General features: G+C 27.4%; 12 protein-coding genes and 5 tRNA genes. 12 read left to right on the plus strand and 5 right to left on the minus strand.

Annotation, left to right across the window (positions count from 1 at the left end):
* Positions 1–7: 7 nt before the first annotated feature.
* Positions 8–1,888 (minus strand): type I DNA topoisomerase, encoded by a 1,881-nt coding sequence (topA, locus tag MBIO_RS01800; RefSeq protein WP_041594206.1) that lies wholly within the window; start codon positions 1,886–1,888, stop codon positions 8–10.
* 363 nt (positions 1,889–2,251) lie between these two features.
* Here topA and rpsF point away from each other — a divergent pair, with 363 nt between their 5' ends.
* From rpsF to MBIO_RS01820, 4 genes are all read left to right on the plus strand, one after another.
* Positions 2,252–2,725, plus strand: a complete 474-nt coding sequence (gene rpsF / locus MBIO_RS01805; protein WP_013354514.1) for a 30S ribosomal protein S6 — start codon at positions 2,252–2,254, stop codon at positions 2,723–2,725.
* Positions 2,726–2,752: 27 nt separating this feature from the next.
* Complete coding sequence (locus MBIO_RS01810) at positions 2,753–3,292, plus strand: single-stranded DNA-binding protein (RefSeq protein WP_013354515.1); 540 nt, start codon at positions 2,753–2,755, stop codon at positions 3,290–3,292.
* Positions 3,293–3,300: 8 nt separating this feature from the next.
* Entirely contained in the window at positions 3,301–3,558 is a 258-nt protein-coding gene (gene rpsR, locus MBIO_RS01815) for a 30S ribosomal protein S18 (RefSeq protein WP_408634331.1), read from the plus strand.
* A gap of 92 nt (positions 3,559–3,650) precedes the next feature.
* Positions 3,651–4,106, plus strand: a complete 456-nt coding sequence (locus MBIO_RS01820) for a Sua5/YciO/YrdC/YwlC family protein (RefSeq protein ID WP_013354517.1) — start codon at positions 3,651–3,653, stop codon at positions 4,104–4,106.
* Positions 4,107–4,130: 24 nt separating this feature from the next.
* Here MBIO_RS01820 and MBIO_RS01825 read toward each other — a convergent pair whose 3' ends face one another.
* From MBIO_RS01825 to MBIO_RS01835, 3 genes are all read right to left on the minus strand, one after another.
* Positions 4,131–5,351, minus strand: coding sequence for a trigger factor-related chaperone (locus MBIO_RS01825; protein ID WP_041594207.1), 1,221 nt, complete (start codon positions 5,349–5,351; stop codon positions 4,131–4,133).
* A 27-nt stretch (positions 5,352–5,378) separates the two neighbouring features.
* Positions 5,379–6,992: an ABC-F family ATP-binding cassette domain-containing protein gene (locus MBIO_RS01830; protein WP_013526782.1), complete on the minus strand. Its 1,614-nt coding sequence runs from the start codon at positions 6,990–6,992 to the stop codon at positions 5,379–5,381.
* Positions 6,993–7,074: 82 nt separating this feature from the next.
* Positions 7,075–8,307, minus strand: a complete 1,233-nt coding sequence (locus tag MBIO_RS01835; RefSeq protein WP_013526783.1) for a trigger factor-related chaperone — start codon at positions 8,305–8,307, stop codon at positions 7,075–7,077.
* A gap of 297 nt (positions 8,308–8,604) precedes the next feature.
* Here MBIO_RS01835 and MBIO_RS01840 point away from each other — a divergent pair.
* From MBIO_RS01840 to MBIO_RS01860, 5 genes are all read left to right on the plus strand, one after another.
* Positions 8,605–8,679 (plus strand) — tRNA-Asn (locus MBIO_RS01840).
* A gap of 3 nt (positions 8,680–8,682) precedes the next feature.
* Positions 8,683–8,758 (plus strand) — tRNA-Glu (locus MBIO_RS01845).
* A gap of 4 nt (positions 8,759–8,762) precedes the next feature.
* A tRNA-Val gene (locus MBIO_RS01850) sits at positions 8,763–8,838 on the plus strand.
* A 1-nt stretch (position 8,839) separates the two neighbouring features.
* A tRNA-Thr gene (locus MBIO_RS01855) sits at positions 8,840–8,915 on the plus strand.
* Between the two features lie 91 nt (positions 8,916–9,006).
* Positions 9,007–9,091: transfer RNA gene (locus MBIO_RS01860), tRNA-Leu, on the plus strand.
* Here the strand turns inward: MBIO_RS01860 and MBIO_RS04655 are convergent.
* Entirely contained in the window at positions 9,055–9,390 is a 336-nt protein-coding gene (locus MBIO_RS04655) for a hypothetical protein (protein ID WP_081439129.1), read from the minus strand. The genes MBIO_RS01860 and MBIO_RS04655 overlap by 37 nt on opposite strands.
* Before the next feature lie 148 nt (positions 9,391–9,538).
* On the opposite strand from MBIO_RS04655, the gene ruvA reads away from it, so the two are divergent.
* From ruvA to secDF, 3 genes are read left to right on the plus strand one after another with little or no spacing between them, the layout of a single operon-like run.
* Positions 9,539–10,141, plus strand: coding sequence for a Holliday junction branch migration protein RuvA (ruvA, locus tag MBIO_RS01865; RefSeq protein ID WP_013354521.1), 603 nt, complete (start codon positions 9,539–9,541; stop codon positions 10,139–10,141).
* Positions 10,122–11,084: a Holliday junction branch migration DNA helicase RuvB gene (ruvB, locus tag MBIO_RS01870; RefSeq protein ID WP_013526784.1), complete on the plus strand. Its 963-nt coding sequence runs from the start codon at positions 10,122–10,124 to the stop codon at positions 11,082–11,084. The genes ruvA and ruvB overlap by 20 nt, the downstream gene beginning before the upstream one ends.
* 58 nt (positions 11,085–11,142) lie before the next feature.
* Positions 11,143–13,746, plus strand: coding sequence for a protein translocase subunit SecDF (gene secDF, locus MBIO_RS01875; protein WP_013354545.1), 2,604 nt, complete (start codon positions 11,143–11,145; stop codon positions 13,744–13,746).
* Positions 13,747–13,803: the final 57 nt, after the last annotated feature.

Here is a 13,803-nt window from a genome sequence, read left to right on the forward strand (position 1 = left end):
AAATATTTTATTTTTTCTTTTTAAAGAATCATCTTCTTTTTGGTCTTTTGTTTTCTTCTCCTTCAACACTACGAGCATAGTGACATTTAGGGAAGTTAGCACAACCAACAAATTTTGTATCATTTCTTTTATTATTACGAACAATTAATTCACCGCCATCATCTGGACATTTTTCATTTAAATATTCAAGTGCAATAGCAATTAATTCTAATGTTTCAGTTGCATTTTCATAAGTCTTATTAAAACGTTTTCAAAAATCATACATAATAGGTTGAACAGTAGTTTTATTTGAAGCAATTAAGTCTAATTGTTCTTCAACTTCAGCTGTATAGCCTTCATTAATAATATCTGGAAAACCATCTAATAATTTACTTAAAACTAAACGGCCAAATTCTGTATGATGTAAACTTTTATCAATATTTTCAAAATATTTTCTTTCCAAGTTTACTGCAACAGTAGTTGCAAAAGTTGAAGGACGTCCAACTTTAATATTATCTAAAGCTTCAATTAATGAACCTTCAGTGTAACGAGCTGGTGGTTTAGTTTCATGATTTGTTATTTGATATTCTAAAACATCCACTTTTTGTTGTATTTGATAATTAGGATCTTCAATATCTTCATTTTCATTTTTAACAAGATAGTAACCTGGGAATATGGTTTTACTTACATTAGCTTTAAAAGTTAACTTATTTTTTTTAAAGGTATAAGTTTTATTAGCTTTAATTGGTGGATTAATTAAAGACATAAGTGTGTGTTCATAAATTAGCTTATAAACAATGTATTCACTATTATCTAAATTAAATTTAGCTTTAGCAACTTCAGGCAGTAAGTTTATATCAGTTGGTCTAATAGCTTCATGGGCATCTTGATCGCCTGCAAAGCCTTTGATTTCTTGAAGAATATATTCTTCACCGAATTTATTTTTAATATAACTTCTAGCAATATTTAAGAAATGTTGACTCAATCTAGTACTATCAGTTCTAGGATAACTAATCAAACCACCATCACCATAACCTTCATAAAGTTTTTGAGCTGCAATTTGAGTTTGTTTAGAAGTTAGCGGACTTTTCTTATATAAAACTGCTTGTTTAAGTGGCGTATATTTAGCTAAAGTTTTTCTTGCTTCTTTAATATCTTCTACTTCTAAAACATTAATTGGTTCAATGCTAATTTGTTCTTTAACTTTTTCTAATTCTTCAGGATAAACTCAGTTTTTTTCTGCTGCTGGATGTTTATCTATATAAATAGAAGCACTTAATGTTTCATTTAATTTAGCTTCAACTTTGTGATAACCACGAGGCACAAATGCATTAATTTCATCTTCACGATCAACTACTAATTTAAGAGCAATTGATTGTACACGTCCTGCACTTGGAGTACGAGGACTATTTGAAATTTTCTTTTGCATTAATTGGCTTAATTTGAAACCAATAATTCTATCAAGCATTCTTCTTGCTTTTTGTGAATTAATTAAATTTTGATCTAGTTCTGTTGGATTTTGAATTGCTTTTTGAATAGCTTCTTTTGTTATTTCATTGTATTTAATACGGTAGTATTTTTTCTTATTTTTATTACGATCTTTTTCAATTAAAAAGTTAACTATGTGATCTCCAATTGCTTCTCCTTCTCTATCAGGGTCAGTTGCAATATAAATAACATCGGCTTTTGCTATGGCTTCTTTAAGGTTTTTAATAACATTTTTTTTACTATTGTCTAATGAGTAAAAAGGCTCTCAATTTTCTAAATCAATTCCTAAACCTTGTTCGCCTTTCCTAGTACTCATAATAGCGATATGACCAACAGAAGCAATCACATCATAATCGCTTCCTAAATATTTTTTAATTGTCTCAACTTTGTTTGGAGATTCCACTATAACTAAATTATTCATAACTTTAATTTATCACAATCTTGCAATCTTGTTATCATTTTTTTAGCTATTTTTTTGCCTTATTATATTTAATATTAAAGTATTAATATTAGAGTCAAAAATATTTAAAAATTTATTTACACAAAAATTTCACTATTGAGCATTTAACTTAATTTGCCTATTTTATAGTGCTTTTAGTCAAAACTTCAAATTTACGAATTTATATTTTTAAATATAATTTATTTAACATAATTCTTTTTATTGAAAAATAGTTATTTTTTTACTAGCTAGTAATTAAATTATATATATAATATAACAGAGTATTTTATTAGGATAATAATACTCCTTGGTCACTTAAGACCCTGAAGTCCAAAAGGAGAAAGAATGCACAAATATGAAATTATGATGATACTTGATCCTAAGGCAGATGCCAAGAAGAGCATTGACTTAGTTGAAAGTATTTTCAAAAAATCAAATGTTAAAAAAGCTGAAAAGCTTGAAAGAACTGACTTAGCATATCCAATCAAAGGATCATTAAAAGCTCAATACTTACTTTTTGAAATTGAAGCTGAAAGTCACTTAATTGCTGAATTAACTCGTCGTGTTAATATCTCAAAAGATATTTGAAGACATTTAGCAATTAACTTAGATTCTGAAAGAGGATATGGGAAAGTTAAAAAAGAAAGCCATAGAGCAAAATATGAAGAAAAGAAAGAATTCAAAAAATCAAATAAATCAGCTGAAGCTGGTGAAAAAGTAGCTGAAGAAAAAGCTGCTAAAAAACCTAGATCAGCTAAAAAAGAATCACAAGAAAAAGAAGTTAAACCACGTCAAAGTAAAGCTAAAAAAGTTGAATAGTTAATTAACTTCTCGTAAGGAGAAAGCATGAACAAAGTATTACTTGTAGGTCGTATTTCAAATGATATAAGAATGTACAGAACAAATAGTGGCATTTCATATGCTAGAACTTCTATAGCAGTAAATCGTCGTTCTTCAAATGACAAAATTACTGATTTTATTCCTATTGTTGCATGAAGAAATTCAGCAGAATTTTTAAATAACTATGCTTCAAAAGGAGCTCTTGTTTCAATTGAAGGTTCATTTACTTCATCACAATATGAAGGACAAAATGGAACAGTTTGATCATATGAAGTTACAGTTGACAATATTTCATTACTTGAACCTCGTTCAGTAAGAGAACAAAGAACAGGCAAAAGTGGAGAATATTCAGCAACAACTCCTTCATTTAATCAAGCAAATTATCAACAATCTAAAAATCAAAATACAACTAAAAAAGCAGCATCAAGCCAAACTAAAAATAATTCAAAACAAAATGAAAACCAATTTGGTGGATTTTTACTTGATGGCGAAGATGAAAATGAAGATAGCTATCATACATTTTCAATTGATGTTGATGAAAATTAGTAAGGAGAATCATGGTATTTAATAACAAAAAGAAAAATAACTTTAGACGTCGTAGATGTGAAACTTGTGATCAAAAATTAACTTATGTTGATTACAAAGATGTTGAATTCTTAAGCAAATTTATTACAGCAACAGGTCAAATTAAACCTCACTCAGCTACTGGTGCATGTGCAAAAGATCAAAGAAAAATTGCAAATGCAATCAAAAGAGCTCGTTTTATGGCACTTATTCCTTATTCAAAAGATCGTGTTCGTTTAGTTAAATAATTTAATTATTTATAAATATTAATTTAATCACCTAACTAGGTGATTTTATTTTACTTATTCACTTAAAAAATAAGTTATATAATTGAAACACTATGAATTTTGAAAAAATATTTATTTGCACAACAGACACAGTAACAGGCATTGGCGGACCTATTTGCCAAGAAACCTTAGATGCTCTTTATTATCTTAAAAAAAGACCTAAAAGTAAAAAAATAATGATTTTAGTTGCCTCATTAAAACAAGCTCAAAGTTTTAAAGAATGAACTAAAGAAGCAAATGATTTAGCCTTAAAATATTGACCTGGAGCTTATTCTATTATTACTAATAACCAAGGTTTCAGAATGCCAAATAACAAAAAATTATTAGAATTTTTAGAAAAAAATGGACCTATGTATGTAACAAGTGCTAACGTCTCAACTCAAGAACCGATTGATATTAAAGATGCTCATAAAGTTTTTCCAGAAGTTAAAAATGTTTATAACTTTGGAAAAGGCAAAGGTGTAGCTAGTCATATTATTGATGCTCAAAGTAATGAATGATTGCGATAAAAAAACTGCCTAAGGCAGTTTAAATTAAATAGTTAATTCTAAATCTTTTGAAACAGCTTCATAACTTTCTTTATCATTAAGATAAAGCAAGTTAAGAGCTGCTTTTTGTTTAGCTAAAATAACATCAGATTGAGCTTTTGTTAATTCATTTGAGCCAGTTGAAATTAAAGTTTTTTCTTTAATTGATTTGTAAAATTCTTCTGCTTCTTTTTCTGTAATTTTGTTTTTAATTAACAATGAAAAAGTAAATTCAATAATTGCGTCTAAAAGAGAATTACGAACATTTGTTTTTGCTAAATCAAAAATTTCATAACCATCTTTTTGTTTATTTTCTATTGCATTTCTTAATAGATTAGCTTTATCTGGAGGTAACATTGCTAATTTACTTTTAATAAAATCATTTACTTGTGTATCTAATAAAATAGGTGGTAAATCAAAACCATATTTATTTCCAACTGTTTCAATTGCTTTTTTCATGTAATCTAATAAATAACTTGAAGCCATTTCATTTTTCAAATTCATTGACAATTGATTATAAAGATCATCAAGAGTATTAATGCCTTCAATTTTGATTTCTTTTATGTTGTCATTTGTTAATTTAGTTTTAATTGGACGAAAAACTTTAGTAACTGTAATTTTAATGTTTTCATTTTCTGGTGTATTTACTGAAAATGATTCATTAACTTTACGATTCATTAATTGACTATTAATTGAGTTAGGATTTTCATCTTTTACAATTTTTTTATCTAAATCTTTACGTGACAATATTTCTTTTTTGTCTTTAGAAACTGAAATATTATATCTAACATAATCATTTTCTTTTGATTGGTCTTCAACTTCTTTAAGTAAAGGATAATCATCAACAAATTTTTTGTAAATTTCATCAATAGCACCTTTTGTCACCATTTCATATTTACCATCTGGTTTAATATTTATGTCAATTTTATCGAATTCAGCTTTTGGATAAATTACAATTGTAACAACAGCTTTAGCTTTATCTTTAGTAATATCTTCGACAACAACAATAGGCGAAAAAGCTAAACAATTTAGATATTTTTCTTTTAATTCTTTACCCATTGATTCAACTATTTTATTTGTATCTGATTTAAAAGCTTCTTCAATTAATTGGTCAGGTGAAATTTTCTTGCCTTCTTTAATGCTTTCCATTAAAAAATTATTTTGAATTTGTTTTCATTCTTTGTCTTTAAATTCAATGGTTTTGGTTTCTAAAACATATTTAATCATTTTTCCTCTTTTCTTTATTTATTATATTTAATAGTTCATGATTTTTTCATATTCATCTAGTGTTCCATGATAAATAAAACTTTTATCAGGAGCAATTTCAACAATAACATTAGCTACTTGGTTAACTAAAGCTCTATTATATGTTGTTACAATAACACCACCCTTATAAGCTTTTAATCCTGCAATGACACTGTCAATGCTTTCAGCATCAAGGTGATCTAAAGGTTGATCTAGAATCAAGAAGTTAGATTCTAAAAGCATCATTCTTGAAAACATCAATCTCGCTTTTTCTCCACCTGAAGTTACTTTAACATTTTTAAATACTGAATCATTTGAAAATAACATTCTTCCTAAGAAGCCTCTCATTCTTTGATCACTAACATCTTTGGTTTCTTCAGTTGAGTTGTATGGAGGTCATTTAGCAATTCATTCTAGAATTGTTATATCTTCTTTAAAATATTCTTTATTTTCATTTGGATAATAAGTGTGTTTTATTGTTTGGCCCCATTTTATAGTGCCTTTTGTTGGTTTTATCTTACCAATTAAGCATTCTAAAAATCTAGTTTTAGCAATATCATCTTCACCAATTAAAACCATTTTTTCACCACGAGCTAAAGTGAATGAAACATTTTGGAATAGTGTATTTCCTTTTTCATCAACATAAGTCAAACCTTCAACAGTTAGAATGTCTTTACCAGGTTCACGGTTAATGTCTCAATTAATATAAGGATATTTACGATTAGAAGGTTTAATTTCATCAAGAGTAATTTTTTCTAAAGATTTTTTTCTACTGGTTGCTTGTTTACTTTTAGAAGCGTTGGCGCTAAAACGAGCAATAAATGCTTTAAGTTTTTCAATTTGTACTTCTTTTTTAGCATTTGATTGTTTCATTAATTCTCTAGCTAACTCACTACTTTCTTTTCAAAAAGTGTAATTACCTGTATAAATTTTTGCTTCATTGTAATCAATGTCAACTATGTGAGTGCATATGTTATCTAAAAAGTCACTGTCGTGGCTAACTACTATAACAACATTTTGATAATCTGCTAAAAAGTTCTCTAATCATTTAATTGCACGCAAGTCAAGATTGTTAGTAGGTTCGTCCATGATTAAAATATCAGGATTACCAAATAATGCTTTGGCTAATAAAACTTTAATTTTTTGATTAGCAGTTAATTCTGACATTTTTGATTCTCATTTATTTTTTGGAATTTGTAAACCTGACAATAATTCTTGAGCATCATTTTCAGCAGTTCAACCACCTAATTCGCCGAATTTTTCTTCTAATTCTCCTGCCCTTGTATAGTCTTCCATTGTTGCTTCAGGATTTGCATAAATAGCATCTTTTTCTTGTTTGATTTTATATAAATCAGTATTTCCCATAACTACAACATCGGTTACATTCATATTGTCATAAGCATTATGATCTTGGCTTAAAACACTAAGTCTTCGGCTTTTTTCAATTATTATTTGGCCGCCGGTAGCTTCTATTTCACCAGCTAAAATTTTTAAAAATGTACTTTTGCCAGCTCCATTGGCTCCAATTATTCCATATGTATTTCCAGCTGTAAATTTTAAATTAACATTTTCAAATAATTTTTTGTCGCTAAAAATTTTACTTAGATTATTTACTTCTATCATTTTTCCTCCTAAAGCATAATAATTATTTCAATTATAAATTAAAATAAATTTTAAATTTAAAGTTAATAAAAAAAGCTACAAACTATACTGCAATAGCTGCATCTCTAGCAATTACTAAAAATAATTGAGGTGCATTTAGTTGTAAAAGTTTTAAAGCTATTTTTATATTAATTAAATCTTCTTTTACAGTGTTAACATTTTTGTTTTCATTTCTATTGTAATAGTTGTTTGATTGAAATAAAATATTTTCGCTTAGATTTAATTCTTGATTTACTTCTGTGTCATGGACTTTTATTTTTTCTAATGTGTAAACTAATTTTTTAACAATGTCTTCAACAATTTCTCTTCTAGCACTATTAATCGCATTATCTATTATTTGTTTACCATATTGATCTTTTTCTTGAATACTTTTTTCAATAGCTGCTCGATTATTTGGATTTACTTTTTCTAAATATTGATGAGTATAATCTGATATTTTGCTATTTATAAATTCATCAGGAATAATAATTGTATTAGTATTTTCTAATTCACTAATTAAGCTGTCAAAATATCTCATAACTTCTTTAATGGCATTTTGTTTTTTAGTCATTGAAAAGAAAAAGTTTTTTAAAGTAATTAGATTTGTAACATAAGGTATTTTAAGAAAATAAATATTTTGATTGGTTAGTGGCATCGAAACAGTCCTTTTGATTTCAATTACTTGCATTTCTCATTTTCTACCTAAAGGATCATTGATGCTAAAAATTTCACCATATCTATGATTAAGAATTGAATTATTAATAGTAAAGTTGTTTGTGTGGTTAGCTATTATAAGAACATTTTTATCATCTTTCATTAAGATATTATTTTGAAATAATTTAATGTTTAACTTAACTAAGTCGTTTTGTTTAATAAAATCATTTACTGAATTTTTAAATGTGTAATTTTTAATTGTATTTTCAAAAATTGCACCAATTGAATTTTCATCAAAAAAGTTGTAAATATAATTTACTGGAGTATTTTTATAGTTAATTTTTTTAAGCTCTTCAAAAGGATAATAAGCAACCACAATTTCCGCACTAATAGTGTTATTTGAAATAATATCTTTTCTAATTGCTGGACTAGCAATATAGGCTAAAGCATCACTTTTTAAAATTTCATTTGAAATTAAGTTATATATTTTTTTGCATTTATAATCAAAAGATTTTTCTAATAAAGACATTGAATCAATTTTAGTTCTGTCAATTTTTAAATCTCTAACAGTATTATTTATCATTGCCTCAATTTCATCTTTATTCATTTTAATATTTTCTCTTTTTAATAAATAATTGATCATTCTTCCTCCAAATCATTTAAAAAACCTAATATTTCATTCTTATAATATTTTGAATTATTTATTAAAATTTAATATTAAATAATATATAAACCACATAAAAAATCTCTTTTTAAAATAATTTTTTTACCAAAAAACCTGTTTTATAGTGTTTTTTGTATTTTTGAATTAAAAAAATAAAAATTAAAATATTTCTTTTTTTCTTAATTTATAAGCTTAAAAATTGCTAAAAAAATATTTAAAATTTTTATTTACAAAAAAACTTTTTAATATATAATAATAAGGCATAACTTAACAAATGCCGATTTAGCTCAGCGGTAGAGCAGCTGGCTGTTAACCAGTTGGTCACAAGTTCAATCCTTGTAATCGGCGCCATTTGGTCTGTTGGTGAAGCGGTTAACACACATGGTTTTCATCCATGCATGCACGGGTTCGATTCCCGTACAGACTACCATTTTGGAGAATTAGCTCAGTTGGGAGAGCATCGCCCTTACAAGGCGGAGGTCATGGGTTCGAGCCCCTTATTCTCCACCATGCCGTCTTAGCTCAGTTGGTAGAGCAACTGACTTGTAATCAGTAGGTCGTAGGTTCGAGTCCTATAGACGGCACCATTTATATGCTTTGCTATAGTTAGAAAAGTTTTCTTTTTTTATTTAGATGACTTTTGCAGGTGCAATTCCTTCCAAAAAGCTAGAAAAAGTTGCGCGAGTGGTGAAATTGGCAGACACGCTAGATTTAGGCTCTAGTGCTTTACGGCATGAGGGTTCAAGTCCCTCCCCGCGCACCAAATGCTTTAGCACTTAACTTTTTAATAACATCAACTTTGAATGGTTGGTGTTTTTTTATTAATTCAGCCATATCTTTTAAATAATTTCTTATATTCTCTCTTTCAAAAACTTTACGACTTCCAATTAAATAGAAATTGATATTATTGTCTGGACTAATATTTCATTTAATATAAGAATTGTTGCCACAAAAAATATCAATTGTTATATTTTTTTCAAAATAATCAACTTGCAAAATTTTCAAGTTGTGTCTAATTGCTGCATTTTCAAACATTTTAAAATTAATTATCTTATTTTTCATTTTGCTCCTTTTTATTAACTTATCTTTTTTGTTTATAAAAATGCTAAAAACTGGAAAAATTCAGGAAAAAGAGATCAAAAATACCAAATTTTTCCAGAGATAAAGTTTTTTATTTTCTATTAAAAAGGTTATTTTGAAAGGAGATTAAATGGTTTTATATCGAATCGGAGAAATTGTTTATAAAAATAATCAAAATTTAATTTTTGAAAGTCAAGGAGTAGGTTATTCAATAATCTTTCCAGATCATGCTAGAGTTGAAGCTAAACAAAAAATGAAGTTGTATCTATATGAAATAAGAAACGATTACACTTGATCTTTATATGGATTTAAAGATTTCAAAGAACGCTTATTATTTATGGACTTAATTAATTTAAATGGAATTGGACCAAGAGTTGCTTTTAACATCCTTAACCAAGGATGAGAAAAAGTTGCATCTTTAATTGCTTTAGGTAAAGTAGATCACCTAATTGAAATTCCTTATATTAATCCAAGAATTGCTCGAATTGTAGTTGGCGAATTACAAGACAAATGAGCTAAAATAACTAATACTCAAGATGCACAAAAACAAGTTAAAAATTCAAATTTATTAAGTGAAGCTAAAGAAACATTAAAAATGTTAGGCTTTAAAGCAGCTCAAATTGATTCAGCATTAACTAAAGTTGAATTAAATCAAGATGTTGAATCAATGATTGAAGAAGCAATTAAATTTATTTCTCAAAGTGGTGCTCAAAATGAACAGCTTAATGCTTAGACCAGCTAATTTTTTTGAATTTGTTGGCCAAGAAAAATTAATCTATACATTAAAGACAATGATCGAGGGTTCAAGGTATCGAAAGGAGCCTCTTGATCATATTCTTTTTTATGGTCCACCAGGGACAGGAAAAACTTCTTTAGCTAGTATTTTGGCTAATGAATTAGATACCAAAATACATTATTTACAAGGTGCTCTTTTAGAAAAGAAAAGTGATATTTTAACTGTTTTTGCTAATGTTAAAGAAAATGATATCATCTTTATAGATGAAATTCATAGCATGAATAAAAATGTTGAAGAAATTATTTATAATGCTATGGAAGATTACAAAATCGACATAATTATAGGGCCTGAGGGAAATAGTAAGGTTATGAGAATGAATCTTAAACCTTTTACTTTAATTGGCGCAACTACTAAAATTAACTTATTAACTCAGCCACTTAAAGATCGTTTTGGTTTTATCGCCAGACTTAGTCAATATAATGAAAAAGAAATAGCAAAAATATTAGAAAACAGTGAAATGGTGTTAAATATCAAAAGTGAAAGAGGAGTCATTCCTTTGATTGCAAAATATTCCAAAGGGACACCAAGAGTTGCTAATCATTTATTAAAAAGAATATTAGATTTTTCAATTCAAAATAAAGAAGATGAAATAACTAAAAAGACAACTTACTCAACATTTAAACATCTAGAATTATATGATCTTGGTTTAGGCCGAGAACACATTGAATATTTAAAAGTTTTAAACGAAACATTTGAAAATAAATTTGCTGCAATAGATTCAATTGCTGGTGTTTTAAATATTGATCGAGATATTTTAATTTATGAATTAGAACCACTCTTGCTTTATTTAAAATTAATTGCCAAAGGGCCAAGAGGACGAAAAATTACAACAAAAGGAATAGATTATTTGCTAAAAAATAAGTTAGATATCCATTATTAGTGAATTAATTTTATTTTATTAATATTAAAATTTATATTTGATATATAATTGAAAAGTTATGTGATATAAACTTAAGCCTTTCATGAGAAAAATCTTTAGTTGAAGCAACTGAAAAAGATGAGTTGTTTTAAGTATTACATTAATTTCCACAATCATTGCTATCGTTTGTGGAAGTCTTTTCTATATTTCTAAGAAGCCAAACTTGTCAATTGAATATGGTGGAGGTGTTGAAATCTTAGTTCAAGCACAAAAAAATGGCAAAAAAGTTAACGATAAATATGCCAAGAATATTGCTAACACTATGGATGACCGTTTAACTGGTGGTATTGCATTTAATGGAACTACTGTTAATGTTGAAGGTGATGGGATTTTAAAAATTACTCAAAATGGTAAATTAAGTTCAAAAGAAAAAGAAGAATTAGAAAAAATTGTTTCTTCAAAACCAAATTTAATTCTTACTGATGGCGATATGATTCCTTTATTTGTTAGAGGAAAATTTAATGAATCTAGAGAAAAAATAGATTATTCAAGAATTGAAGATTACATTCCACCTCTTAAGGAAAATGGAGCAAAATTTAAATTTATTCCACCAAGTGAAAAAGGTCGAAGTGGCTATTATGGTATAGATGTTTCTTTAAGAAATAACGCTGCCGCTGACGAATGATACAAGGCTACTGAATATATTACCAAAAATAATAAAGATCCAAAAAAAAGAAAAATATTGATGTGACTTAATCTAGATGCTTTAGTTAAATTTGCAAAAACTGAATATGCATCAGATTGAAAAGAAGCGGGAGAAAATCCATATAATTTTGTTCATATTGGTAATAAAGCGTTAAATGATAAAGGAAAACCAAACGCTTTAAAAGAATATGAGTTTAAAGGAACAAACTACTTATTAAGTGAAGCTGGTCTTAGGGAACCATTGAAAGGTACTCAATTTTTCATTTCAGGTAGATTTAATGAAGCTCAAGCAAAAAAAACAGCAGCTAACATTAATTTTGGTTCAGCAAACTACGATTTAAAAATTTTATCTTCTAACTATATTGAAGCAAGCAAAACCTCAAATTCATTTAGAAGTGCATTGTTAGCTGGAGCAGTTGTCTTTAGTATTATTGCAGTCTTTATGATTGTTAACTATGGATTACTTGGTGCTTTAAGTACAATATCAATTGCTTTATATATGTTCTTAACTTTATTATTGTTCACAGTTTTACGTGGAGAATATTCACCAGTAACAATTGCTGCTTTAATTATTGGTATTGGAATTAGTGTCGACTCAAATATTATTACCTTCGAACGGCTCAAAAATGAGGTTTATGCAGGTGATAGGCTGAAGAAGGCTATGAAGAATGCAAATCATAGGACATTAGGTTCAATTTTAGATGCAAATATCTTAACTTTATTGATTTCATTTGTTCTATTCTTCTTTGGTACTTCAACTATTAAAGGCTTCAGTATTTCACTTGTATTCTCAGTTACATTCATCTTAATTGTTATGCTTATATTTACTAGAGGTTTAAGTGTATTGCTAGTAAATACAGGCGCATTCGACAAAAAACTGTGACTTCTTGGAATTAGACAAAAGAAAATATTAGCCCCTAAAAAAGAAAATAAATTTAACAAATTTGATTTTGTTAAAAATTCAAAATGATTTGGAATTGGTTCATTAATATTTATTGTTGCAGGAATTATTGTTTTTGCAGTATTTGCTGGAATTAATAAAGATTTCTGAGCAGGATTCAACAGATCTATGGAATTTGGTGGCGGAGTTAGAATTTCTATTGAAAGTGCTAATAGTGCTTATGTTAATAGTGATATTTTGGACATTCAAAACAAATTTATGGCTCATATGAATAAATGAGGAATTGATCCGAATAAAATTACATTCCAAATAGTGCCTATGGATTTAGGCAATGGGAACTTCAAACTTCAAATTGAAACTTCTCAAGACTTAAGTAATGTTTTAAGTAAAATTGAAAGTGATGTTGCAACATTCGTTTCTTCAGGAAACAAACCTAGATTTATAGCATATGCAATTTCAACTTCGCGTGCTTTTGACTTACTTAAATACTCAATGATTGCTATAGCTGGAGCATTCCTTGTTGTTATTGTATATACCTTTATTAGATTTAAATGAACTTATTCAATTGCAGCAGTATTTGGCTTATTACATGATGTTTTAATGTCAATAGCATTTATTGTTGTAGCTAGATTGCAACTTTCACCAATTATGATTGCTGCATTATTATCAATTACAGCCTTTTCAATAAACGATACTATTATTGTTTTTGAAAGAATTAAAGAAACAATTAATACTCAATATCATGGTGTTTTCTTATCAAAAGCATTAATTAAAGAAATTGCAAACAACGCAATTAAAGATACATTCAAACGTAGTTTATACACAACATTAACCACTGTAGTATCAATTCTTGTTTTATTAATGTTTGGTAATGCTACTGATTTATCATTCAATATTGTTATGATATTTGGACTTGTTGTTGGTTCATATAGCTCAATCTTTATTTGTACATGACTTTGAATTAAACTTGAAACTAAACGTCAACTTTGTATCAAAAAACGTGCAGATAATAGCTACTGAGTTTTATCTGGATCAGAAGAACAATTATTCCAAGGTATTAATGATTTTACAGCTTAAAAAGAGACAGGCTAAAGCCTGTTTTTTATTTGCCTTCTTATAAAAAATGCTTTTATT

The organism is Mycoplasmopsis fermentans PG18, assembly GCF_000209735.1.
GTDB classification, from domain to species: Bacteria; Bacillota_I; Bacilli_A; order Mycoplasmatales; family Metamycoplasmataceae; genus Mycoplasmopsis; species Mycoplasmopsis fermentans.